The 22,343-nt window shown below is 50.8% G+C and carries 24 protein-coding genes; 12 read left to right on the forward strand and 12 right to left on the reverse strand.

The features are described 5' to 3' along the window. Nucleotides 1–158: 158 nt before the first annotated feature. The 7 genes from ADJ24_RS13535 to ADJ24_RS13565 all read right to left on the reverse strand — a co-directional run bounded on the left by ADJ24_RS13535 (nucleotide 159) and on the right by ADJ24_RS13565 (nucleotide 9,575). The gene (locus tag ADJ24_RS13535; RefSeq protein ID WP_023309440.1) at nucleotides 159–917 is read right to left on the reverse strand and encodes an amino acid ABC transporter ATP-binding protein; all 759 of its coding nucleotides are present in this window, start codon (nucleotides 915–917) and stop codon (nucleotides 159–161) included. 7 nt (nucleotides 918–924) lie between these two features. Further along, nucleotides 925–2,028, reverse strand: coding sequence for an amino acid ABC transporter permease (locus ADJ24_RS13540; protein ID WP_023309439.1), 1,104 nt, complete (start codon nucleotides 2,026–2,028; stop codon nucleotides 925–927). A gap of 9 nt (nucleotides 2,029–2,037) precedes the next feature. Beyond that, nucleotides 2,038–3,219, reverse strand: coding sequence for an amino acid ABC transporter permease (locus ADJ24_RS13545; protein ID WP_023309438.1), 1,182 nt, complete (start codon nucleotides 3,217–3,219; stop codon nucleotides 2,038–2,040). A gap of 67 nt (nucleotides 3,220–3,286) precedes the next feature. Continuing rightward, nucleotides 3,287–4,312, reverse strand: a complete 1,026-nt coding sequence (locus ADJ24_RS13550; RefSeq protein WP_024906309.1) for an amino acid ABC transporter substrate-binding protein — start codon at nucleotides 4,310–4,312, stop codon at nucleotides 3,287–3,289. 473 nt (nucleotides 4,313–4,785) lie between these two features. Then, complete coding sequence (locus ADJ24_RS13555) at nucleotides 4,786–5,007, reverse strand: lipoprotein (RefSeq protein ID WP_008502867.1); 222 nt, start codon at nucleotides 5,005–5,007, stop codon at nucleotides 4,786–4,788. Nucleotides 5,008–5,310: 303 nt separating this feature from the next. Further along, a complete protein-coding gene (locus ADJ24_RS13560; RefSeq protein WP_023309436.1) occupies nucleotides 5,311–8,424 on the reverse strand; it encodes an efflux RND transporter permease subunit in 3,114 nt (1,037 codons plus the stop codon). Between the two features lie 11 nt (nucleotides 8,425–8,435). Then, nucleotides 8,436–9,575, reverse strand: coding sequence for an efflux RND transporter periplasmic adaptor subunit (locus tag ADJ24_RS13565; protein WP_023309435.1), 1,140 nt, complete (start codon nucleotides 9,573–9,575; stop codon nucleotides 8,436–8,438). A gap of 386 nt (nucleotides 9,576–9,961) precedes the next feature. On the opposite strand from ADJ24_RS13565, the gene envR reads away from it, so the two are divergent. Continuing rightward, nucleotides 9,962–10,681 carry an acrEF/envCD operon transcriptional regulator gene (envR, locus tag ADJ24_RS13570; RefSeq protein ID WP_023309434.1) on the forward strand — a complete coding sequence of 240 codons (720 nt, stop codon included), beginning with the start codon at nucleotides 9,962–9,964 and terminating at the stop codon, nucleotides 10,679–10,681. Here envR and ADJ24_RS13575 read toward each other — a convergent pair. Both ADJ24_RS13575 and ADJ24_RS13580 read right to left on the reverse strand, forming a co-directional pair. Continuing rightward, nucleotides 10,597–12,678 carry a putative bifunctional diguanylate cyclase/phosphodiesterase gene (locus ADJ24_RS13575; protein WP_023309433.1) on the reverse strand — a complete coding sequence of 694 codons (2,082 nt, stop codon included), beginning with the start codon at nucleotides 12,676–12,678 and terminating at the stop codon, nucleotides 10,597–10,599. The two genes, envR and ADJ24_RS13575, sit on opposite strands and share 85 nt — an antisense overlap. Before the next feature lie 139 nt (nucleotides 12,679–12,817). Beyond that, nucleotides 12,818–12,982 (reverse strand): DUF2556 family protein, encoded by a 165-nt coding sequence (locus ADJ24_RS13580; RefSeq protein WP_023309432.1) that lies wholly within the window; start codon nucleotides 12,980–12,982, stop codon nucleotides 12,818–12,820. A 365-nt stretch (nucleotides 12,983–13,347) separates the two neighbouring features. Between ADJ24_RS13580 and ADJ24_RS13585 the strand changes: the two genes are divergently transcribed. The 4 genes from ADJ24_RS13585 to ADJ24_RS13595 all read left to right on the forward strand — a co-directional run bounded on the left by ADJ24_RS13585 (nucleotide 13,348) and on the right by ADJ24_RS13595 (nucleotide 16,649). Next, entirely contained in the window at nucleotides 13,348–14,574 is a 1,227-nt protein-coding gene (locus tag ADJ24_RS13585) for a tyrosine-type recombinase/integrase (protein ID WP_023309431.1), read from the forward strand. Between the two features lie 91 nt (nucleotides 14,575–14,665). Beyond that, on the forward strand, nucleotides 14,666–15,472 hold the full coding sequence (locus ADJ24_RS13590; RefSeq protein ID WP_023309430.1) for a DUF6387 family protein: 807 nt from the start codon (nucleotides 14,666–14,668) through the stop codon (nucleotides 15,470–15,472). Nucleotides 15,473–15,576: 104 nt separating this feature from the next. Then, complete coding sequence (locus tag ADJ24_RS24295; RefSeq protein WP_023309429.1) at nucleotides 15,577–15,861, forward strand: helix-turn-helix transcriptional regulator; 285 nt, start codon at nucleotides 15,577–15,579, stop codon at nucleotides 15,859–15,861. 8 nt (nucleotides 15,862–15,869) lie between these two features. Next, nucleotides 15,870–16,649: a phage antirepressor KilAC domain-containing protein gene (locus ADJ24_RS13595; protein WP_023309428.1), complete on the forward strand. Its 780-nt coding sequence runs from the start codon at nucleotides 15,870–15,872 to the stop codon at nucleotides 16,647–16,649. Nucleotides 16,650–16,815: 166 nt separating this feature from the next. Here ADJ24_RS13595 and ADJ24_RS25270 read toward each other — a convergent pair whose 3' ends face one another. Further along, entirely contained in the window at nucleotides 16,816–17,049 is a 234-nt protein-coding gene (locus tag ADJ24_RS25270) for a hypothetical protein (protein WP_023309427.1), read from the reverse strand. An 8-nt stretch (nucleotides 17,050–17,057) separates the two neighbouring features. Continuing rightward, nucleotides 17,058–17,243 carry a YlcI/YnfO family protein gene (locus ADJ24_RS25275; protein ID WP_023309426.1) on the reverse strand — a complete coding sequence of 62 codons (186 nt, stop codon included), beginning with the start codon at nucleotides 17,241–17,243 and terminating at the stop codon, nucleotides 17,058–17,060. A 193-nt stretch (nucleotides 17,244–17,436) separates the two neighbouring features. Here ADJ24_RS25275 and ADJ24_RS25280 point away from each other — a divergent pair, with 193 nt between their 5' ends. The 7 genes from ADJ24_RS25280 (at nucleotide 17,437) to ADJ24_RS13640 (ending at nucleotide 21,596) form a co-directional block, all read left to right on the forward strand. Then, nucleotides 17,437–17,649, forward strand: coding sequence for a host cell division inhibitor Icd-like protein (locus ADJ24_RS25280; RefSeq protein WP_023309425.1), 213 nt, complete (start codon nucleotides 17,437–17,439; stop codon nucleotides 17,647–17,649). Further along, complete coding sequence (locus ADJ24_RS13615; RefSeq protein ID WP_001547835.1) at nucleotides 17,642–17,839, forward strand: hypothetical protein; 198 nt, start codon at nucleotides 17,642–17,644, stop codon at nucleotides 17,837–17,839. The genes ADJ24_RS25280 and ADJ24_RS13615 overlap by 8 nt, the downstream gene beginning before the upstream one ends. Continuing rightward, nucleotides 17,832–18,059 (forward strand): hypothetical protein, encoded by a 228-nt coding sequence (locus ADJ24_RS13620; RefSeq protein WP_023309424.1) that lies wholly within the window; start codon nucleotides 17,832–17,834, stop codon nucleotides 18,057–18,059. Before ADJ24_RS13615 ends, ADJ24_RS13620 begins: the two co-directional genes overlap by 8 nt. Then, nucleotides 18,056–18,424, forward strand: coding sequence for a hypothetical protein (locus ADJ24_RS13625; RefSeq protein WP_023293262.1), 369 nt, complete (start codon nucleotides 18,056–18,058; stop codon nucleotides 18,422–18,424). Before ADJ24_RS13620 ends, ADJ24_RS13625 begins: the two co-directional genes overlap by 4 nt. Continuing rightward, on the forward strand, nucleotides 18,421–18,786 hold the full coding sequence (locus ADJ24_RS13630) for a hypothetical protein (protein ID WP_023309423.1): 366 nt from the start codon (nucleotides 18,421–18,423) through the stop codon (nucleotides 18,784–18,786). Before ADJ24_RS13625 ends, ADJ24_RS13630 begins: the two co-directional genes overlap by 4 nt. Further along, on the forward strand, nucleotides 18,786–20,915 hold the full coding sequence (locus tag ADJ24_RS13635) for a DUF927 domain-containing protein (protein WP_023309422.1): 2,130 nt from the start codon (nucleotides 18,786–18,788) through the stop codon (nucleotides 20,913–20,915). Before ADJ24_RS13630 ends, ADJ24_RS13635 begins: the two co-directional genes overlap by 1 nt. Before the next feature lie 345 nt (nucleotides 20,916–21,260). Continuing rightward, complete coding sequence (locus tag ADJ24_RS13640) at nucleotides 21,261–21,596, forward strand: hypothetical protein (RefSeq protein WP_023309421.1); 336 nt, start codon at nucleotides 21,261–21,263, stop codon at nucleotides 21,594–21,596. 46 nt (nucleotides 21,597–21,642) lie between these two features. Here the strand turns inward: ADJ24_RS13640 and ADJ24_RS13645 are convergent, their stop codons facing one another. Next, nucleotides 21,643–22,155, reverse strand: coding sequence for a hypothetical protein (locus ADJ24_RS13645; protein ID WP_023309420.1), 513 nt, complete (start codon nucleotides 22,153–22,155; stop codon nucleotides 21,643–21,645). Nucleotides 22,156–22,343: the final 188 nt, after the last annotated feature.

A 22,343-nucleotide genomic window follows, 5' to 3' on the forward strand; every position in this document is an offset into this window, starting at 1 on the left:
GCGCCGATGGTAGTGTGGGGTCTCCCCATGTGAGAGTAGGGAACTGCCAGACATCAAATAAGTGAAGAGGCCATCCGAAAGGATGGCCTTTTTGCGTTTATGCGCCGAAAAAACGGTAGGCCGGGTAAGGCGAAGCCGCCACCCGGCAGAGCAAACAACTAATGAATCACCTGCGACAGGAATGCTCGCGTACGTTCTGACTTCGGATGCGCAAAGAACTCATCCGGCGGAGCTTGCTCAACAATCTCCCCGCGGTCCATAAAGATCACCCGGTCGGCCACGGTTCGCGCAAACCCCATCTCATGCGTCACACACAACATGGTCATGCCGGATTGAGCCAGCCCAATCATGGTGTCCAGAACCTCTTTCACCATTTCCGGATCGAGGGCAGATGTCGGTTCATCAAACAGCATAATTTTCGGTTTCATACACAGCGAACGGGCGATAGCCACACGCTGCTGTTGGCCACCCGATATCTGGCCAGGGAATTTATTGGCATGCTCTGCGATACGTACACGCTCCAGGTAGTGCATTGCCAATGCCTCCGCTTCCTTTTTCGGCATCTTTCGTACCCAAATCGGCGCAAGCGTACAGTTCTGCAGAACGGTCAGGTGCGGAAACAGATTAAAGTGTTGAAATACCATTCCTACTTCCTGACGTACGCGTTCGATATTGCGGATATCTTCATTCAGCTCGATACCATCAACTACAATGCGTCCTTGCTGATGTTCTTCAAGATGATTAATACAGCGAATGGTTGTGGATTTTCCGGAGCCCGAAGGGCCGCAAAGGACGATGCGTTCTCCCTGCTTTACCTTAAGATTAATGTCCCTCAGGACATGAAATTGTCCGTACCATTTATTCACATTTTCCAGCGTAATCATCGCGTCGGCGGGTGTCATAGTTATTTGGCTCATAATTTCCTCAGTGCGGTGTACGCCCGGTGTTAAAGCGCTTTTCCAGATGCTGGCTGTAGCGCGACATGCTAAAACAAAAGATCCAGTAGATCAGGGCAGCAAAGACATATCCTTCGGTGGACATACCCAGCCAGACAGGGTCAACGGTTGCCTGTTGCACGCTGCTAAAGAGATCGAACAATCCGATAATGATCACCAGGCTGGTATCCTTGAAGAGGGCAATGATCGTGTTGACCAGACCCGGAATGACCAGCTTGAGTGCTTGTGGAAGAATGACCAGTCCCTGCGTTTTCCAGTAACCGAGAGCCAGTGATTCCGCCGCTTCGTACTGACCTTTAGGTAACGCTTGCAGACCACCTCGCACAACTTCAGCGACATAGGCGGACTGGAAGAGAATCACCCCCACCAGGGCACGGATCAGCTTGTCGATGGTTGTTCCCTCTGCCATAAACAGCGGCAGCATGACCGACGACATAAACAGGACGGTGATAAGCGGTACGCCGCGCCAGAACTCAATAAAGATAACGGAGAGCACGCGGACGATCGGCATTTTTGAACGCCGTCCCAGAGCAAGTAGAATCCCCCACGGCAGAGCACCGGCTATCCCCACTGATGCGATAATCAACGTCAGCGTCAGCCCGCCCCACTGGCGTGTTTCAACGCGTTCCAGCCCCAGAAAACCGCCATACAGCAGCACCCAGACAATAATCGGATAAACCACCGCCCAGACGGCAATATAGCGTCCACGGTGAGGCAGTTTTTTCCAGAACATGACTGCGACAGAGAGCAGACCGATAACCAGCGCCAGATTAATCCGCCAGCGCTGTTCATGGGGATACAACCCATACATGAACTGACCGAAGCGTTCATGGATAAACACCCAGCAGGCGCCGGCTTTTGTACAGTCTGCCCGGGTTGAACCGACCCAGTTGGCCTGTAAAAACGCCCAATTCAGCAGGGGAGGAATCAACTCCCACATGAGCCACAGGCAGACAATCGTCAGCAGGCTGTTACTCCAGCTGGAGAACAGATTCTTGCGCGCCCAGAGAATGAAACGTCCACCTGTCGAGTTGGCAGGGCGCGAGGAGTGCGACAGTATCGCTTTTGTCATCATAGATCCTTAGCGCTCGACCAGTGCTATACGACGGTTATAGAGGTTCATCAGCAGTGAAATTACCAGGCTGATGATGAGATAGACAGACATGGTGATGGCGATGGTTTCAATGGCTTGTCCGGTCTGGTTAAGCACGGTTCCGGCGAAGAGTGACACCATATCCGGGTAACCAATGGCAGCGGCCAGAGACGAGTTTTTGACAATATTGAGATACTGGCTGGTCAGGGGGGGAATGATGACCCGTAAAGCCTGCGGAATAATGACCTGGCGAAGCGTCACGGTATGGGGTAATCCCAGCGAGCGCGCCGCCTCGTGCTGTCCATAAGGTACGGCCTGGATCCCTGCACGGATAATTTCTGCGATAAACGCGGACGTATAAATCGACAGCGCCAGCGTCAGGGCCGCCAGCTCGGGAATTAATACCATCCCGCCCTGAAAGTTAAAGCCCCGCAGATGTGGAATATCCCAGTGCAAAGCGGCCCCAAACAGCCAGTGTGCAATTAGCGGCAGGCTAACGATCAGGACAGCTGCCGTGGGCCAGGTTCTACGAAGCTGACCGGTTTTGATCTGATGCTTGCGGTTAAAACGGAATACCCCCGCAGAGAGCGCAAGCGCTATCACAATCGCGCCGATAAAAGCGTACAGCCCTTCACCCGGCTGAGGAGAAGGAATGGACAATCCACGGTTACTCAGGAAAAACAGCTCAAACGCGTCGACGGCCTGGCGGGGACCGGGAAGGTTACGCAGTACGGCGAAATACCAGAAGAAGATCTGCAGGAGCGGGGGGATATTGCGGAACGTCTCGATATAAACGGTCGACAGTTTCCGCAGGAGCCAGTTTTCAGAAAGACGCGCCAGGCCAATAAAGAAGCCCAGTATCGACGCGAAGACGATACAAAGCGCCGATACCAACAGCGTATTCAGTAAACCGACCACAAACACGCGTCCGTACGTGTCACCTTCCTGGTAATCAATAAGGTGCTGAACAATACCAAACCCCGCGCTGCGATCTAAAAACGCAAAACCGGAGGTAATGCCGCGGTTATTCAGGTTGGTGATGGTGTTATGGATCAGATACACGGCGATGAGAACAACCGCAACAATAGCAATAATCTGGAATAACCAGGCGCGGACCGCGGGATGAGAAAAGGATAGCGATCCTTTTACGGCTGAGCGGCGATGGGACATAAAGAAACCTCAGTAACCATGACTCTGGAGTGGGCACTGCCGGAGCAGTGCCCGTTACAGCTATGACTTAACGTACAGGTGGCGCGTACTGAATACCGCCGTTGTTCCAGAGATTGTTCTGGCCGCGCTTGATCTTCAGCGGGCTTTCCGATCCCACGTTGCGCTCAAAGATCTCAGAGTAGTTGCCCACCTGTTTAATGATGTTGTAGGCCCACTTGTTATCCAGCTTCAGGTCCTTGCCGAAATCACCTTCTGTACCGAGCAGGTGTGCCATATCCGGGTTGGATGGCTTAGCGGCTTTCTCATCAACGTTTTTCGAGTTGATGCCCATCTCTTCTGCGTTCAGCATGGCAAAGAGCGTCCAGCGAACAATGGAGAACCAGTCTTCATCGCCACGACGAACGACCGGTCCGAGAGGCTCTTTGGAAATGACTTCAGGCAGAACAATCCACTCTGCCGGATTGCTCAGCTTAATGCGTAAGGCATACAGCTGTGACTGGTCAGAGGCCAGCGTGTCGCAACGGCCGGATTCCAGCGCTTTGGCCGATTCATCCGAGCGGTCGAATGTAACCGGGGTGTATTTCATGTTGTTTGCTTTGAAATAATCCGCCACGTTCAGCTCGGTATCGGTGCCCGCCTGGATACAAACGGTGGCGCCATCCAGTTCCTTAGCGCTTTTCAGGCCGGCTTTATTGTGGGTCAGGAAGCCGATGCCGTCATAATAGGTTACGCCCGTAAATGACATCCCCATGCCTGCATCACGGGAGGAGGTCCAGGTGGTGTTACGGGAGAGCATGTCGACCTCGCCGGACTGCAGCGCCGTAAAGCGTTCTTTCGCCGTCAGCGGGGTGTATTTCACTTTGCTGTCATCGCCAAAAACGGCGGCTGCAACGCCACGGCAGACGTCCACATCAATACCGGTAAATTTGCCGTTCGCATCGGCATAAGAGAAGCCAGGCAAACCGTCACTGATACCACATTGAACAAAACCTTTCTTTTTAACGGCATCCAGTGTCGTTCCCGCATGGGCTTGACCGGCTACGGCAAACAACATGCCTGCAGCGGCCAGGCTGGCTATCATAGTCTTTTTCATAATGCATCCTGTGTGGCGTAATTTATCGTTATAGAGGCGTTTTTAAACGCTTTACCTGTCTGTGGCTTTGGCCAACGTTTATAAAGCAAACGTAATGCCAGTTTTGCGTTCGACAAAATAAGAGACGAGTGAACGCTTAATGCTGAGTGTAGACAGGCTTAAATAAAACGAGCGCCCCGAAACGGTGCGAAATTACAACCTGTGCCACAAATTGGAGCAAAAGTTGCGAGTCGGGTCTGGAAAAAGAAGAGATAGTTTTTAGCGTGAATATTGGCAGGGTATTCAATAATATTAATGTGTGAAAATCATCACGATAGAATAAGTAATTTGAATGAGTATGCAAAAAAGCTGTGACTGACTTCAGGCTTAGATTAATTACGTGAATAAATACGGGGCTATTTTTTTACTTATTTGAAAATACTGCACTCATTAAAAGCAAAAGCGCGGCCAGAGCCGCGCTTTCTCAACAGATTTTACTTGGTCAGGGCAACAATACCCAGCGTCAGACCCGCTACTGCGGCAGCACCGCCGGCGATAGCACCCGCAGTCTCCCAGTTATCCTGGGTGGTGCCTTTCATACAGGTATTGGTATGAACCAGTCGGCCCTGGTCGTCGTAAACCGGTACACATGGAGAGTCGTGCGCGCAACCAGCAAGCAGCGCAGCGAGAAGTGCAACGGAAATGAATCTTTTCATGATGTTACCTCAGTATTATTTCTCATCCGCTATTAAGCCAGGAGGGCTATTAACGAACTGGAGGTTATTTTACCACCGGGGTAAGTCCCCGTTACACGAGGAATAATCTCAAATTATGTAGTTTGTAAAAATCGTGGAGAAAAGTCGGTTTAAGGAGGCATCAATGGAGGAATTATGGAGTTGCAAGAGACTGTTTTTACTTAATGCAAATCATCATATTTTTAATGCTGCCTTTATGTAAAGCCTAATTCATTGTTTATGTTAAAAATAAAAAGGCACCAGAGGTGCCTTTTCAGGGAAACATTAACCTTTATGGTGAGTAAACCGTCGCCGAACAACCACAAAGAAAACAGGCACGAAGAAAATCGCCAGAAGGGTTGCGGAAAGCATTCCCCCCATAACGCCCGTACCGACGGCGTTTTGCGCCCCGCTCCCGGCCCCGGTGCTGATCACCAGCGGCATGACGCCAAGAATAAAGGCCAGGGACGTCATCAGGATCGGTCGAAGGCGCATCCTGGAAGCTTCCAGCGTGGCTTCAATAATGCCTTTGCCTTCTTTATCCATCAGGTCTTTAGCAAATTCGACGATCAGGATGGCGTTTTTAGCCGATAAACCAATCGTCGTCAGCAGACCGACCTGGAAATAGACGTCGTTGTTTAACCCGCGCAGCGACGCTGCGAGAAGAGCCCCAATGACCCCCAGCGGCACAACCAGCATGACGGAGAACGGAATGGACCAGCTTTCATACAGCGCAGCCAGGCACAGGAACACCACGATCAGTGAAATGGCGTACAGTGCTGGCGCCTGGTTACCCGAGAGGCGCTCCTGATAAGACATCCCCGTCCAGTCATAGCCGATACCGGAAGGCAGTTTTGCCGCGAGACTTTCCATCATAGCCATGGCCTCACCGGTGCTTTTACCCGGGGCTGATTCACCCAGTACCTCCATAGAGGGCATCCCGTTATAGCGTTCCAGACGAGGTGAACCATACACCCAGCGAGCGTTGCTGAAGGCTGAGAACGGGACCATTTCCCCATTCGCGCTGCGTACGTAAAGGTTATTAATATCTCTCGGCAACATACGGAATTTTGCGTCGGCCTGTACGTAGACCTTTTTCACGCGCCCACGATCGATAAAGTCGTTCACATAGGTGCCACCTAAGGCCGTCGAAATCGTCTGGTTGACGTCAGAAAGACTCACACCCAGCGCCTGCGCTTTCTCCTGGTCGACATCCAGCTTGAACTGAGGCGTATCTTCAAGGCCGTTAGGTCGCACGCGAACCAGCAGGTCAGGGTGCTCTTTCACCATGCTAAGCAGCTGATCACGCGCCTGCGTCAGCTGGTTATGCCCCAGGTTCGCCTGATCGATCAACTCAAAATCGAAGCCCGTGGCGGTACCCAGCTCAATAATGGCAGGCAGGTTAAAAGGGAACACGAGGCCATCTTTAATCTGACTGAAGGCTTTTGTCGCGCGACCCACAATGGCTTCAACGCCGTTTTCCGACCCCGGTCGCTCCTCCCAGGGCTTCAGGCTGAAGAAGGCAATACCGGCGTTCTGGCCCTGGCCGCTAAAGCTAAAGCCGTTTACGGTAAAGACGGATTCCACGTTCGCCTTTTCGTTGTTCAGATAGTAGTCCTGAACCTGATCGAGGACCTGCTGAGTACGCGTCTGGGTTGCACCCGCCGGGAGTTGAACCATCGTCATAAACACCCCCTGATCCTCTTCGGGCAGGAAGGAGGTAGGCAAGCGCAGGAAGAGCACCGCCATCCCACCGACGATAATGACGTACACCGCCAGATAGCGCCCTGCCTTACTCAAAATACCGCTCACGCTGTTGCTGTAGTGCTCCACGCTTTTATCGAAGAGCGCATTAAACCAGCCGAAGAAACCACCTTTTTTCTCATGATCGTCGCCGGATAGGGGCTTAAGCAACGTTGCGCAGAGTGCGGGCGTCAGGATTAGCGCAACCAGTACGGACAACGCCATAGCGGAAACGATAGTCAGCGAGAACTGACGATAGATCGCCCCCGTCGAGCCGCCAAAAAAGGCCATCGGAATAAAGACCGCCGAGAGCACCATGGCGATCCCGACCAGTGCACCCTGGATCTGCTCCATAGACTTCTGCGTGGCCTCTTTCGGCGGCAGTTTGTCCTCGACCATGACGCGTTCAACGTTCTCAACGACCACGATAGCGTCATCGACCAGCAGACCTATCGCCAGCACCATGCCGAACATCGTCAGGGTATTGATGGAGAAACCGAATGCCGCCAGAACCGCGAAGGTACCCAGCAGAACGACCGGCACCGCGATAGTTGGGATGAGGGTCGCGCGCAGGTTTTGCAGGAACAGGTACATGACCAGGAAGACGAGAATGATTGCTTCAAACAGGGTCTTCACCACTTCGTGAATGGAGATCTTCACAAAAGGCGTGGTGTCATAGGGATAGACCACTTTCAGCCCCTGCGGGAAGAACTGCTGCAGTTGCGCCAGCTTGCTCTTAATGGCTGCCGCAGTGTCCAGCGCATTTGCCCCGGTTGCCAGCTTAATCCCCAGACCGGTTGCCGCCTGCCCGTTGATTTTAGTGACCATATTGTAGTTTTCGCCACCCAGCTCAATGCGAGCCACGTCCTTCAAATGAACCATCGAGCCGTCCTGGTTCACCTTAAGCGTCACGCGGCCAAACTCCTCCGGTGATTTCAGGCGGGTTTGCGCGATGATCGAGGCATTCAGCTGCTGCCCGGGAATGGACGGCGTTCCGCCCAGCTGGCCTGCCGCTATCTGGTCGTTCTGCGTTTTCAGCTGGTTGATAATATCCTGCGGCGTCAGCTGGTATTTGTTCATCGCGTTGCTGTCGAGCCAGATACGCATCGCATACTGAGCGCCAAACAGCTGAACGTCACCGACGCCAGACGTTCGGCTGATGGCATCTTTGACGTTCGACGCGACATAGTCAGAGATGTCATTCTGCGTGAGATTTTTGTTGTCTGAAACAAAGCCGGCGACCAGCAGAAAACTGCTGCTGGATTTCTCCACGCCAATCCCTTGCTGCTGTACCTCTTGCGGCAGTAGCGGCATGGCGAGCTGCAGCTTGTTCTGCACCTGCACCTGGGCGATGTCCGGATCGGTTCCTGACTCGAAGGTCAGGGTGATGGTGACGTTACCCGCTGAATCGCTGGTGGAGGACATATACATCAGCTTATCGATACCGTTCATGTTCTGTTCGATAACCTGGGTCACGGTATCCTGCACCGTTTGAGCGTCAGCTCCCGGGTAGGTCGCGGATATCGCCACAGCGGGAGGGGCAATGGTCGGATACTGTGCGACGGGAAGTTTGAGAATGGCCAGCCCGCCTGCAATCATCAAAATGATGGCAAGTACCCAGGCGAAAACCGGTCTCTGAATAAAGAAATTAGCCATGTCGTCGTCCCTTAACCGGCTGGCGTCGTGGTGGTATCCGGCGTGGCGACGACGGTTACCCCGGGTCTGACTTTCTGTAGCCCGCTGACAATCACACGATCACCGTTTTTCAGCCCTTCCGTTACCATCCAGCGATCGCCAATTGCCTGAGGGGCCACGACGGTTCGCGGCTCAACCTGGTTTTTATCGTTCACCACCAGGACGGTTGCATCGCCTCGCGGTGTGCGGGTCACGCCCTGCTGTGGTACCAGAATCGCATCCGGCTGGGTGCCTTCATCAATGCGTGCGCGAACGAACATGCCGGGTAACAGCTGATGCTGAGGGTTCCGGAAAATGGCGCGCAGGGTGATCGAGCCGGTACTTTCATCAACCGTGACGTCAGAGAACTGCAATGTGCCTTTCAGCGGATAGGGCTGCCCGTTCTCCATCAGCAGTTCAACGCTGCTGGCGGTATCGCCTTTTTGCAGGCTCGTCTGTTTCAGGCGCATAAAATCATTACTGGACTGGGTGACATCGACATAAATCGGATCGAGCTGCTGGACCGTTGCCAGCGCTGCGGCTTGCCCGTTCGTCACCAGCGCCCCTTCGGTCACGCTGGATTTTCCGATACGACCATCAACCGGAGAGGTCACTTTGGTGTAGGCAAGGTTGATACGTGCGCTTTCAACGCCCGCTTTTGCGGCAACCACGCTGGCATCTGCCTGCTGAGCCGTCGCTACGGCCTGGTCATACTCCTGCTTACTGACATACCGGGTGCCTACCAGCGGGAGATAACGTTTCACCGTCAGGTGTGCAATATTGGCTGCCGCCTGAGCCTTCGCCAGTTCGCCTTTCGCGCTGTCATAGGCCGCCTGATAGGTCGCAGGATCGATCTGGTAGAGTGACTCGCCCGCTTTTACATCGCTGCCCTCCGCGAAGTTGCGGCGAAGAATAATGCCGCTGACCTGAGGACGAACCTCCGCAACGCGAAATGCATCTGTTCTGCCCGGGAGTTCAGTGGTGACAGCCAGAGGCGCGCTTTTCACAATATGCACGCTGACCTGAGGCGCCTGCAGATGCTGTTGTTGATTTTCCTGACCATCGCATCCAGTGAGCAGTACCGTGCAGACAATGAAACCGGATAAAGGCAAGCGTCTGAAATGATTCGTCATTACTGTTCCTTTAAATACCCATTAACCGATATATGCCGCGAATCGGTAGCAGGGGCAGAGGGGTAAAAATAAAATGTAGCTGCGTATAATAATGAGGGTATTTAATGTTTTTTAATTTATAAGTGCGAATGACCATGTTTGTAGAAGAAAATAAGAATCAGACCGGCTTCATTCTGGGATATAGTCAGGCATGTTAATCAGGTAAATGAGTTTAATATTTTATAATTATTCATTCCGTCAATTTAATTGATTGGATATATTTGTATTAATTATAAATCAAGAGGGGTGACTTTTTTTGTGCAAAATTAAAACGGATTTTAGTGAATACTTACATTTGCATGAACGCAATATGACCTTTAAACCTTGTGAGTAACGAGTAGTTGCCTATGGCGCGTAAAAAGAAAGAAGAGGCTCAACAAACCCGGCAGCAGCTGATTGAGGCGGCTATCGGACAGTTTGCCACGCGTGGCGTAGCCAGCACGACGCTGACGGATATCGCTGATGCCGCTAAGGTGACGCGCGGTGCGATCTACTGGCACTTCACCAGTAAATCTGAAATATTTAATGCCATCTGGGAACAGCAATTACCGCTTCGCGACATTATTCACGACAGGCTTTCCCTTTCCGATAGTGACGATCCATTGTTAAAACTTCGTGAGCAATTTATTACCGCGCTGCAATATATTGCTCATGAACCCCGGCAATGTGCGCTTTTACAAATTCTGTATCATAAGTGTGAATTTAGCAGTGATATGATTTCTGAGCGTGAAATCAGAAAGCGTATCGGATTCAACGATGACACGCTACGCTCCGCGCTGGAGACCTGTATTTCGCGAAACATCATTTCGCCACAGGTGAATGTTGATCTCACCTTGATTGTATTCCACGGTTTTTTTAGCGGAATAATCAAAAACTGGTTAATGAATAACGACAGTTTTAATCTTTATCAGCAGGCTCCCGCTCTGGTCGATAGCATACTGGCGACACTCCCGGTTATTCGCGTGTCGCCAGATGAGGGTGCTTACTGCTCAGCGCCAGGTAACATTTCCCCTCGGGCACAAAGTGCCTCTATGGTCTGCGCGCTGACGGGTTTACCTAACAGATAACCCTGAAGGGTGTTACAGCCAAGCTCGGTTAAAAAGGCTTGCTGCGCTTCGGTTTCCACACCTTCAGCCACGACTTTCAGGTTAAGTGTTTTAGCGAGAGCCACAATTGCTGAGACAATAGTGGCATCCTCGCTCTCGCCGCTAAGCTCTTTCACAAACGCCCTGTCGATTTTCAATTCGCAGGCAGGTAATCGCTTGAGGTACAGCAGGCTCGAATATCCGGTGCCAAAATCATCAATGGAGGCCTTCACGCCCGCATCCGTCAGCTCTGTCAGCACGCGTACGCTCTCATCCGGGTTGCTCATCGCCGTGGTTTCCGTCACTTCGAGGATCAACATTTCCGGTGGCACCTGGTGAAGTGCCAGGCAGTCGAGAACCGTTTTAACCAGTGAAGGTTGTTCAAACTGCAGTGTCGACAGGTTTACCGCTATTGACCAGCTTTGATGCCCCTGGAGATGCCATTCCCGCAGCTGGCGGCAGGCTTCATTAATCACCCAGTTGCCAATGGGGACGATTAGCCCCGTTTTTTCCGCCAGCGGCAGAAAAAGGTCCGGCGTCAGTAGCCCCTGCTTAGGATGCTGCCAGCGCAATAACGCCTCGAATCCGAGGACCGGGCCCGCCGGGGCGTGAAATTTTGGCTGATACAGCAGGCGCAGCTCATTGCGATCGATTGCCATCCACAGATCGTTCATTAACTGGAGATGGGTCTGCGCCAGGGTGTTCATGGAGGGCTGGAAAAAGTGGTAACCGTTACGGCCCATATGCTTCGTGTGATACATCGCCGCGTCGGCGTTAAACATCAGCTCACGCTCGGTTTTGCCGTCGTGAGGGTAGAGCGCGATACCAATGCTGAGGGTCACTACCAGTTCATAGGGGCTGAGATTGAACGGGCTATCGATCGCACGCACCAGCGAATTTGCCAGCGATGCCGCGTCGTCCGGACCTTCTCCCTCTGCCAGCAGAACAAATTCATCACCGCCGATACGTGCAAGGGTGAACTGGCCTTTCAGAAGAAGCAGCAGACGCTGCGTAACTGCGACCAGCAGCCTGTCACCAACATCATGGCCGTAGGCATCATTGATGGCTTTAAAGCCGTCAAGATCCATGAACATCAGGGCAAAGTGGTTCCCTTCACGATCGGCTTTGCTGATGGCCTGATCGAGTCTGTCTTCCAGCAGGATACGGTTGGGCAGGCGCGTCAGGGTATCGTGTAGCGCCAGTTGAGCGAGTTCCCGGTTAGCTTCTGCCAGCGACGAGGCCAGAAGGGCGGTACGTGCCTGAAGGCGGGCATCCAGCATCGACACCAGCAGGGTGATCCCAAGAATTGAGAGCGCGACGACGCTGACCAGCACCGCCAGCCAGCTCCCGTTGATACCCTCATGGTGAACCATTGTGGACATCGGAAACTGCGCCGCTTTCATCCCGGCATAGTGCATGCCGGCAATGGCAATTCCCATCGTGATGGCGGCACCCATGCGCATCAGCACGACCTGCGCGGCTTCGCGACGCAGGCGGAAGGTGAGCCATAATGCCGCGAGCGAAGCGGCAAGCGCAATCACGACCGAAATGGCCACCCACATCTTGTCCCAGATAATCCCGGGCATCACTTCCAGCGCCGCCATGCCGGTGTAATGCATAGCAACAATACCGCTCCCCATCACCAGCGCGCCGGGCAGCAGTCGGCGCAGGCGTAGTTGCTCGCAGCTCACGAGCCATAGCGCAAACAGCGACGAACCCACGGCGATGACCATGGATAACACCGTCAGGGTGGCGTTGTAGCTCATGCTCATGGAGAGGTCCATCGCCAGCATGCCGATAAAATGCATGGCCCACACGCCGATGCCCATAGCAATACCGCCGCCAGCCAGCCAGACGCGGGCAGCGACACCTTCACTCCCGGCGACGCGTGCAGCCATGTTCAGCGCGGTATACGCAGCAAGAATGGCAACAACAAAGGAGAGGACGACAAGGATAGGGTTGTATTGGCTGACCAGCATGGACGGTTCTACTCGAGTGTGGGGTTACGCTAGAGCGGTTGAGAAGGGCGAGACATTATCACCGTCAGGTAATGGCTCAAAGGGATTTAAATCCCCGTTTTTAGTGGGTAATAACGGGGTGGTTTGCGCAATCGGGCGGTTAGTCGAGCTCTGAGCAGTTCACGAGTTTCAGCGGATTAACGGAGTTCATATTGCGACACTTATCGGTTTCGGTGCTCATCAGTTCAATCCACTGCATCAGGAGTGTATCGAAAATGAGAACGGAGATTGCAAAGACAACCAGCCACCAGTATTTACGAATCATTGTGTCATTCCGCGAGAAGATCGCCAGTAAGGTGGGGGAAATATACACGAAAAACCGTGGTTGAAAAGCGGGAGAGGCGAAGGTTTACAATGCGTTGACGGAGAAGCGCAGGTAATAAAAAAGGCGCTTCCCCATGCCGAAGAGCGCCTTTTTAAACAAGCATTTAACTGATTAGTATCAGTTCATGCCGTACTGTCAGATTAGCTGTTTTCATGCTTTGAGGTGGTTTTTATATTTTATTTAAAATCAATTGGTTATATGAAATTATGACTGTATATTGTTCCAGTGCTTTTTGTTGTTTATGCTATTATGCAAGCAATTATGTATAAACATTTGTATAAACACTTTGGGCTGGGTGGTGGTCTATGGCTGGCGAACTTAACAAACTGAGCGACAGGAAGTTAAAGGGATTACATGGCATCCCGGCCAGTAAGATTGAGTTTTATGCTGATGGTGCCGGGTTGAGCGCTAAGGTAACGAAAGCTGGTGGCATTAGCTGGGTGTTTACTTACCGACTCGACGGGCAGAAGCTGCATCGGCTGACTCTGGGGCGCTACCCTGATATGAGTCTCAGAGAGGCCCGTTCTTCGCGTGATAAATGTCGTCAGTGGTTGGCCTCTGGTAAAGACCCAAAGCACCAGTTGGCGCTCACTACTCAGGAAACGCTTAAACCAGTCACGGTGCAGGAAGCTATCGAATACTGGATACGCGAATATGCGGAAGAAAACCGCGCGAACGTTGAGCGGCATAAAGCGGAGCTACGCAAACATATTTACCCTTACATTGGGAAAATGGCGCTCGCTGACTGCGAAACCCGATACTGGCTTGACTGCTTTGACAGAATGAAAAAGAAGACGCCAGTTGCTGCGGGTTATGTATTCCAGATGTGTAAGCAGGCTCTGAAATTCTGCCGCGTTCGCCGTTACGCCGTCAGTACCGCCCTTGAAGATTTGAGTATTCCCGATGTTGGTAAAAAGCAGGCGAAAAAAGATCGGGTATTGAAAGATAAAGAGGTTGGGAGATTGTGGGCTGCTATATCTTCCGGCGATGTTTTTCTGCCTTACTACACAAACTTGCTCAGGATCACCACTTTGTTTGGTTGCCGCACCCAGGAGGCCAGATTATCCGAGTGGGCCGAATGGGATATGGAGGCATGGGTATGGACGGTTCCGAAAGCGCATAGTAAAGGCGGTGAAAAGATTGTGCGGCCAGTTCCAGAAGCGATGCGTTCATTTATTGAAATTCTCCACGATGAAACAAAATCATCCGGCTACCTTCTCGGAGTTGTGAAGAATAGCGAGGCGGTTAGCCAGTGGGGCCGTAGCGTTTATAAAAAACTGGGGCATTCTGAACCGTGGACATTGCATGATCTACGGCGAACGCTTGCAACGCATATGAATAATATGGGTATCGCTCCGCATGTTGTTGAACAGTTGCTGGGCCACTCAATGCCGGGAGTTATGGCAATTTATAACCGTAGTCTGTACTTGCCGGAGAAGCTGGACGCGCTGAACAAGTGGTATGACCGCTTAGAACTTCTTGCGGGTAATCATCAAAATGTGGTTCTGTTAACTGTAGCGAATAGAGATTAAACTGATATTGCGGGTCTAGGTCGGCCAACCGAAAAGCGGGAAACCCTACCCGCCTGGCTCGCAAGTTATTAGGGGCGTTGAGGGTGACGATATGTTAATTAACAAGAAAAGCGATTTGCCGGAGTATTTCGATATAGGGAAATATAAAACTTTTGAATCATTAGATGATAGAGAGTTTTTTAATCAGTTATTAATGCGTCATTATATGGTTGCAGATTATGATAAATGGATAGATGAAGATGATTTGAAAATAATAATGTCTAATCCAATAGCTGACAGAAAATATAGTGAGGATGCCTTTGCAGGTGTTGATTACGTGCAATCCGATATGCAGGAAAATAACTCAAATGCAGGTAAGCGGCTTGGTTCGTCAATGCTGATTGAGCCTTTACAGCGTCACGATATATTCAAAATAATGCACTCTAAAAAAGTAGTTGATGAATATGATGATGCTGATACTTTGGGGCTGTTTGACTGCATTAATCTGATTGATAATTTCGGGGATGATTTTTTTGTTAAATTGGACTTACGTTATCCTGATGAATTTTTAATTGAAGATTTATCATCTTTGCTTTCATTATGGCGAAATTCCTTAAATATTCCAGACCCAAATAATGAACTATCAATAAATTCTTGGGAAGTAGCCAGAAGGAAGATAATAAGTTATGGAATCTTCCCCTATGCTGACCTGTTCTGCTGGCAAAAAATTACAGGAAACAGGATAAGCAGTAGTGTTATTGCCGGTTCGATTTTCCCTGATCTATCAGTCGGAGAAAAGAAACTCTGTGAAACTATTCGGCCTTTTTTCGAAAAAAATCTTGCAAATTTTTCGTTGGAAAAGTTTGAGAGAGAAATTCGGGAGAGGTTGATTGAGCAAAAAAATAGGCGTAGGAAATGAATTTTTTTCCTCTGTATCAGTAAGATGATGTAGATATCAATATTCCTCCACAACACAAGAACAGTTAGGAAAGTGTCCTTCTGAATGTGTGAAGTGGAGGAAGCATGTCAAATACTCTTTTTACCCCGCCAACACCTGAGCAACGCCGCAACATTCTGGCAGAGTACGGAATTAAGTTTGATCGTCGTATTCGTGAAAATGAATGTTTTGAAATAACCAGTCTTTCCCGTTCCACCCGCTGGTATATGGAGAACGAAGGTAAATTCCCGCCACGCTGCCACTTTGGCCGTAATAGTTGCGCATGGCTTCTGTCAGATGTTCTTTGGTGGGTTCGCAATCCACCTGCTGTTGAGAACGTCAATACCCCTTACAACCGTAGATCTGCGTAGGGGGCGCTATGCAAAAATTAAATGAGCTGGTTCCGGTTAACCCCGGAAATATTGGCGGCGTGACGGTATCGCTGGTCAGTGCAAAAAAACTCCATGAGTTTCTCGGCGTTGGGCGTGATTTCACCACCTGGATTAAAGGGCGTATCAGCCAGTATGGTTTTACTGCTGGCGTGGATTTTACTGTGGTTGAAAATTTGAGCGCCCCCGTTTCGGGGAGCGCAAAATATCGCCAACAAATTGCACATGATTACCTGATCACCATCGACATGGGTAAAGAGCTGGCAATGGTTGAGCGCAACGAAAAAGGGCGGGAGGTGCGCCGCTACTTTATCAACTGCGAACGCCAGGCAAAAGCCGCCGCTAATATCCCCCAGACGTTACCGGAAGCCCTGCGCCTTGCTGCTGATCTGGCAGAAAAGGCAAGCGAACTTGAAAACCGGCTGGTGGCCGCTGCGCCAAAGGTTGATTTCGCTGATCGCGTGGCGGAGATCAGCAAGGGTATTTCCATTCCCAACTATGCCAAAGCCGTAGGGCTTGGCCCCATCAAATTATTCGGCTGGATGAGGCAACAGGGGATTCTCATCAATGGCGGCCAGCGCCACAACCTGCCTATGCAGCGTTATATCGATAGCGGTTATTTTGCCGTTCGCCAGGGAACGTATGAAACGAATGGCGAGGTAAGAGCCTCATTCACAACGATGCTGACAGGGAAAGGTGAGCAGTGGTTAACGAAGAAACTGATCGCTGGTGGTGTATTGCCGGAGGTGCCGAATGCTGACGCTGAATAAAACAAAGGCAGCTTTGCAGAGCTGCCAATGTCACTACGAAAAACCGAAACAGATTAAGCATACCAGGGTTAATGATGGTGGTCAAAGTCTAAACAGAGCGCAAGAATACGCTTTGCAACGAAATCAGAGAGTTAAAAAAAATATCACATCAAACGAACAATGCTCGTTATTTGATGCGATCTTTCTTAATAAATTCAATGCCTTTTATCAGCCTTTCCTGAATTATAAAATCTGTGCGATTTATGGAAAAAGGCCCAATACGTTCATCACTGTTTTCGGAAAGGTAAACACAAAAGGAAATCGGATCACCCTCATTAGTATTTCCATCGTCTATCACTTCAAGTGGAAGGAAATAATTTTTAATAATTTCAATTGCTTGATTACGGGTAATCTTAGCCATTGTAATTTTTACTCCGTTGTAGATTTTTTTGACAGCTTGCGCTGGCGGCGTTTGATCTCGCCCATGGCGGCGACGATAAGAAAACCGGCGGTACTCTCACCGTTATCTTTCACTGACTCGATATCCTCTAACACTTCATGCGGAACTCGAACATTTACTTGTTTTGATTTGTTGTTTATTGAACCCGTTGCCATTACTGGATCTCCATGCGTTAGGTGCTATTCACTATACGCAAAAAAAAATCATATTCAATGCTTGACGTGCTATTCACCTAGTAATATGGTGAATAGCACCTTGATTAAAGCAAGGTGCAGAAATGGCAACGCCCCGGACTGTTGGAGCAGTACCGAGGCGTCTAACCACAAACCGTTAAGTGAGGTAACAGTTATGGCTGATAATCAGTCTACCCAAACTCGCCCTGAATTTACATGGCGTTTTCTCTCCGCCTCTGAGCGCTACCCTACCGCCAAACCGTTGGTGATTTACGTCAACGCATCCAGTGAACGGGAAGCCCGCGACACCATGCCCGGCGTAACTCTTATTTTCGCTGCCCGTCTGCCGCTCCACGCATTTCAGATGCTGGAGGTGCGCCATGTATGACATTGAAACTCTTGGCAGAGAAAAAGCCACATCCCGTGCTTGTCAGTTGGCAACGTTGCTTCTGGTGATTTCAGACTGTGAAATTTCAGGTCACGAGAGGGATAACCTCATCGATCTGGCCCGTGATATTTCTGGCGATATTGCCACCTTTATGCTGGAGCAGGATAAAAAGGGGGCGCTCAATGGATAACTTTTACACCTACCGCAGCAATAAAGATTTGCTGTTATTGGCGCAAGAGGTTGCCGCGCTTCTGTCATGTGCTGCTTACCTTGCGACTATCAGAGGCGAGGAAGAGCGTATCCATGTAATGAGTTTAACGGGCTTGGCTCAACGCCTTTCTGATGAACTGGCAAACTCATTGGATATTTCTACTTTTTCAGACCCTGAATCGCAGGGGGAAAAACAATGATCAGCAATGTGAAGTTTATCGAACTGGAAAACCGTGTCGATTTGCTGGTTAACCGCGTCCTGGAGTTAGAACAGCAGGTGCGCACACTCACCGAAAGCCAGGGGGGAGATATTCCTCCCGGTATGGCCCCGGTCGCCACGCTGGCGGCTGAGTTCGGCATATCGACGAAAAAAGCCGAAGAGCTGGCAAAAAACACGGGCGTGATGCTGGTCAGGATGAAAGCTGGTGGCTTTATTGCGCCGGATAGCAAATTCAGAGAGGCGGCGAGGCAGGTTCTTCGCAGCGCGAAGCGCAAATATGGATCGGCGTATTGGTATCACCCATTACTTGGCAAATTTCAGATGAGCGGAGGTATCCCACAATGACCGATATTTTTGATGTGCTGGGGCCGTTGTTCCGCAAACTGACCGAAACCTGTATTGCTCACCAGATAGCGGAAACCGGTTCGGCAACCTTGCTGGTGGAAAGCGATAAGTATATGGCTCGCTATCGCTTCACGCTGGAACCAGTGACCACTTATAACGTGCTGGCGAAATTTATGGTCTTCGGTTGTGTAGCAGAATTTGGCCGGGATGAGTGCTTAACTCGCCTGCGCGATATTCTGCTGACCTGCTTTACCGACGATGGTGATATTAGCGAAATGGGGTTGCAGATAGTGAAAAGCTGCCACCTTGAGTACCTGCATGAAGACCTGGGCGCGGATATGTCCAATAAGGTGTTGCACTGATGAAGATGAAGAATGCCCCGAATATCAAATTTCTGCCGAAAGATAAATTTACTGAGGCGATTATCTTTGCGGGTGAAGATGCCTATTCACATGTGCAGCACTGGATCGAGAGCGAAGGTAAAAGGGCGTGGGATGATGTACCGCCTGTTTATTTGGGTAAAAAGCAACTGGCGGAACTGGAACGGTTAAACATCGTTGATAACGGCCGTCGCAGTGTTCGTGTGATCCGCGCTGGCGAGCTTTCTGAAATGCAGATTAGCACTATCGCAACCAAACTGGCGCTGGCGGATGTGAAAGAGGCCCGGCTGTTTAATGGCATGTTTGAGCCTCAGCCGAAGGAGGACTGGACAGGCAGGCTTCCACGTCTCAAGGAAGAGGCCGAACGCGGGGAAAGTATTGTGGTTAACCTGCCTGTGAAAAAACGGGAGCCAAAGCCTGAACCGGGTGATGAACTCAAACCACGCGTGGAGAGCCGCAGCGATGGCCTGTACTGGATCACGCCAAAGGTGGACAAGGATAGCGGCGAGATCATCAATAACGAAACGTGGCTGTGCTCTCCTCTTGAGGTGGTCGGCTCCGGTAGTGATGGGGCAGAGCGCTATCTTGTTTTGCGCTGGCGTTCGCCGCGTGGCCATGAAGATATTACCAGGGCGATCCCCTGTGCTGATATCGGTGAGCGCGACGGCTGGCGCTCACTTAAAGCTGGTGGGGTGAATGTGACCACTAAAAGCACCTTCCGGGCGATTCTGGCCGACTGGTTGCAGCAAAGCGGCACTGATCAGGAATGGATTATCACCCATACCACTGGCTGGCATCATGGCGCATATATCATGCCTGATGGTGAAGTGATTGGTGATCCAGAGACGCCCATTCTCTTTAACGGTCGCAGCGCTGCATCTTCCGGGTATGCCATTGCTGGTACTGCTGTCACCTGGCGGGATTCCGTCGCCCGTCTGGCCGGGGGCAATCCTTCCATGATGCTGGGCGTGGCAGCGGCGTTATCCGCGCCGCTTATTGGCCTGGTGGGTGCTGATGGTTTCGGCGTCCATTTGTTCGAGCAGTCGAGCGCCGGTAAGACCACTACCGCCAATATTGCGAGCAGCCTGTGGGGTGAGCCTGATGCGTTGCGGCTTACCTGGTACGGTACTGCGCTTGGCATAGCAAACGAAGCGGAGGCGCATAACGACAGCCTGTTACCGCTTGATGAGGTAGGACAGGGCAGCAGTGCCAAAGATGTTGCCACGTCTGCTTACACCCTGTTTAACGGTGCCGGAAAGTTGCAGGGAGCCAAAGAGGGCGGCAATCGGGAGCTTAAACGCTGGCGCACTGTGGCGATCAGCACCGGGGAAATGGATATTGAAACCTTCCTGGCTGCTGGTGGGCTGAAAGTGAAAGCGGGCCAACTGGTGCGCTTGCTCAACATCCCTATGGAGAAATCGACGGCCTTTAACGGTCTGCCAAACGGCAAGGCTCATGCTGACGCACTGAAAGAAGCCTGGATTGATAACCACGGGGCGGCGGGGCGTGAGTGGGTTAAATGGCTGGCGGCTAACCAGCAGGAGGCTAAACAGGCGGTGCGTGACGCGCAAACGCGCTGGCGCGGCCTCATCCCGGCGGATTACGGTGAGCAGGTACACCGCGTGGCCGAACGTTTTGCAATCCTCGAAGCCGCGCTGGTAACTGGTGCATCAATCACCGGATGGAGTGAACAGGCCAGCCGTGACGCTATCCAGCATAGCTTTAACGCCTGGGTGAAAGAGTTCGGCACTGGTAACAAAGAGCACCAGCAGATCATCGAGCAGTGCGAGGCGTTCCTGAATGCCTACGGTTTCAGTCGTTACCTTCCTTACCCGGAAAGCGATGCACGCGATTTGCCAATTAAAGAGCTGGCTGGCTACCGTACAGGAAACCCATCCGGGGATGAGGTTTACAAGTTCTACACCTTCCCTGCGGCATTTGAACGGGAGATTGCCAGCGGCTTTAACCATACGCAATTTGCCAGGGCTTTAGCCAGCGCGGGGATGCTTGAGACCGGGGATAAAGGGAGGTACAAGAAGAAAGCACTCCGCAAGATGGGCGGCAAGCAGCATGTGTTTTATGTGCTGATGTTCTCGCCGGATGAAGAGTAATTTTTTATACAGGTGAGGATTATATAGGTGGGTTATGTGGGTTACGTGGTAGTTAAGTTTCTTAACATTCTGATTTTAAAGGGATTGAATAACCCACCAGTAACCCACTAAACGCCACTTATAACCCACTGGCAGGGCAAAATAACCCACTGCGAAAATCGTAACCCACCTTAAAAACGGATAAGTGGGTTATTTCAGGGGCTGAGTGGGTTACGTTTTCGTGTTGATTAAATGTTAACTTGTTGAATATATGTAATAAAAAATACTTAGCAAGCGAAGATAACCCAATAACCCACGTAACCCGCTACGTTTTGTATATATACGCGAAAAAATAACGAGGTCATTATGAAACTGATTGGCAAAGATAACGGGCATATGAGCGATCTCAAGTTTCTCTATAGCGCCGTTGATGAGCTTTCAAATAAAGATGAGATTACGGTGACGGATTTTCTGGCTCTGAGCGCTTTTGTCACTTCTGAAAAGCTTGATCTGGAAGCGTACCAGTCTGGGCTGGAAGAAGGGGGGCAAGAGTTGTCGAAAGATGCCAGCGCTTACCTCGATCTTCTACAGAGGATGGCGGCTGATTTGTCGTACCCAACCTCTGGCCTTGAGAACGCTATCCATAGCGCACAATCAACGGCAAGCTGGGCTTTCTATCAGTGGGGGCTGGATAAAGAATAATCATCCTGCCATGTAAGCTAGTGGCCTGGTTTTCCCAGGCCATATTTTAAAGCAGACCTAACAGCGCGGAAGCGCCAGCGCCAACGATACTGGCAACGGTGCTATTTTCCAGTAACTGTTTCAGTATTGATTTAGCCTGTGGATCGCCAGAGTTAGCCACTTTCTCGACAAGTTCAGTAATACTGATATTCACCAGCATATGATTACTTTCACCTATTTGAACTTGCTCACCACTGACGGAGCCAATGTTAAAAGTATTCATACTCTTTGCTGTCCTGTGTGCGTCGGAAGAAAGATTCTCTACGGATAGCGTAAGCAAGTGGGGATGCGTTGTACCCACGTTCAGCGTTCCATTCCTTGATATTGAAAGATCGACAACTTTAAGACTTAACTCACGGCTTCCAATCTTCTGAATCAGAATATCGCCCAATTCAATTTGCGGTTCGTCAGTAAACGGGATATCTACCTGATTTTTTCCTGTGTTCCGGCTTCCTTTAAACTCCTCGCCGGAAATTAAAAAAATATCCGGGTACGCCATATCATCAAAATCGAAGTCCATAAAATCCCCCAGAAGTGGTGTTTTTCCCGTTCATATTATCAAACTTTGTAAATTATTTGTTCTCCTGTTTTCGCTGCTGTTTGCGACAACATAGAGGTGTTTACTCATTGATTATTATGTATATCTTGAAGAGTGGCACTCAGACGTGAGCCGCCACTGTCCACCTGGTTTTTTCCCGTTCTGCGACG

Source organism: Enterobacter sp. 940_PEND (genome assembly GCF_001059415.1).
Classification (GTDB): Bacteria; Pseudomonadota; Gammaproteobacteria; order Enterobacterales; family Enterobacteriaceae; genus Enterobacter; species Enterobacter cloacae_M.

Excerpts from the sequence above, each read along its gene's own strand:
- ADJ24_RS13640 (WP_023309421.1), top strand. The coding sequence starts at position 21,261 with ATGAAACTGATTGGCAAAGATAACGGGCATATGAGCGATCTCAAGTTT.
- ADJ24_RS13580 (WP_023309432.1), bottom strand. The coding sequence starts at position 12,982 with ATGATTCGTAAATACTGGTGGCTGGTTGTCTTTGCAATCTCCGTTCTC.
- ADJ24_RS13615 (WP_001547835.1), top strand. The coding sequence starts at position 17,642 with ATGTATGACATTGAAACTCTTGGCAGAGAAAAAGCCACATCCCGTGCT.
- ADJ24_RS13585 (WP_023309431.1), top strand. The coding sequence starts at position 13,348 with ATGGCTGGCGAACTTAACAAACTGAGCGACAGGAAGTTAAAGGGATTA.
- ADJ24_RS13555 (WP_008502867.1), bottom strand. The coding sequence starts at position 5,007 with ATGAAAAGATTCATTTCCGTTGCACTTCTCGCTGCGCTGCTTGCTGGT.
- ADJ24_RS25270 (WP_023309427.1), bottom strand. The coding sequence starts at position 17,049 with ATGGCTAAGATTACCCGTAATCAAGCAATTGAAATTATTAAAAATTAT.
- ADJ24_RS13565 (WP_023309435.1), bottom strand. The coding sequence starts at position 9,575 with ATGACGAATCATTTCAGACGCTTGCCTTTATCCGGTTTCATTGTCTGC.
- ADJ24_RS13550 (WP_024906309.1), bottom strand. The coding sequence starts at position 4,312 with ATGAAAAAGACTATGATAGCCAGCCTGGCCGCTGCAGGCATGTTGTTT.
- ADJ24_RS13645 (WP_023309420.1), bottom strand. The coding sequence starts at position 22,155 with ATGGACTTCGATTTTGATGATATGGCGTACCCGGATATTTTTTTAATT.
- ADJ24_RS24295 (WP_023309429.1), top strand. The coding sequence starts at position 15,577 with ATGTCAAATACTCTTTTTACCCCGCCAACACCTGAGCAACGCCGCAAC.
- ADJ24_RS13595 (WP_023309428.1), top strand. The coding sequence starts at position 15,870 with ATGCAAAAATTAAATGAGCTGGTTCCGGTTAACCCCGGAAATATTGGC.
- ADJ24_RS13635 (WP_023309422.1), top strand. The coding sequence starts at position 18,786 with ATGAAGATGAAGAATGCCCCGAATATCAAATTTCTGCCGAAAGATAAA.
- ADJ24_RS13535 (WP_023309440.1), bottom strand. The coding sequence starts at position 917 with ATGAGCCAAATAACTATGACACCCGCCGACGCGATGATTACGCTGGAA.
- ADJ24_RS13545 (WP_023309438.1), bottom strand. The coding sequence starts at position 3,219 with ATGTCCCATCGCCGCTCAGCCGTAAAAGGATCGCTATCCTTTTCTCAT.
- ADJ24_RS13590 (WP_023309430.1), top strand. The coding sequence starts at position 14,666 with ATGTTAATTAACAAGAAAAGCGATTTGCCGGAGTATTTCGATATAGGG.
- ADJ24_RS13540 (WP_023309439.1), bottom strand. The coding sequence starts at position 2,028 with ATGACAAAAGCGATACTGTCGCACTCCTCGCGCCCTGCCAACTCGACA.
- ADJ24_RS13620 (WP_023309424.1), top strand. The coding sequence starts at position 17,832 with ATGGATAACTTTTACACCTACCGCAGCAATAAAGATTTGCTGTTATTG.
- ADJ24_RS25280 (WP_023309425.1), top strand. The coding sequence starts at position 17,437 with ATGGCTGATAATCAGTCTACCCAAACTCGCCCTGAATTTACATGGCGT.
- ADJ24_RS13560 (WP_023309436.1), bottom strand. The coding sequence starts at position 8,424 with ATGGCTAATTTCTTTATTCAGAGACCGGTTTTCGCCTGGGTACTTGCC.
- ADJ24_RS13625 (WP_023293262.1), top strand. The coding sequence starts at position 18,056 with ATGATCAGCAATGTGAAGTTTATCGAACTGGAAAACCGTGTCGATTTG.
- ADJ24_RS25275 (WP_023309426.1), bottom strand. The coding sequence starts at position 17,243 with ATGGCAACGGGTTCAATAAACAACAAATCAAAACAAGTAAATGTTCGA.
- ADJ24_RS13630 (WP_023309423.1), top strand. The coding sequence starts at position 18,421 with ATGACCGATATTTTTGATGTGCTGGGGCCGTTGTTCCGCAAACTGACC.
- envR (WP_023309434.1), top strand. The coding sequence starts at position 9,962 with ATGGCGCGTAAAAAGAAAGAAGAGGCTCAACAAACCCGGCAGCAGCTG.
- ADJ24_RS13575 (WP_023309433.1), bottom strand. The coding sequence starts at position 12,678 with ATGCTGGTCAGCCAATACAACCCTATCCTTGTCGTCCTCTCCTTTGTT.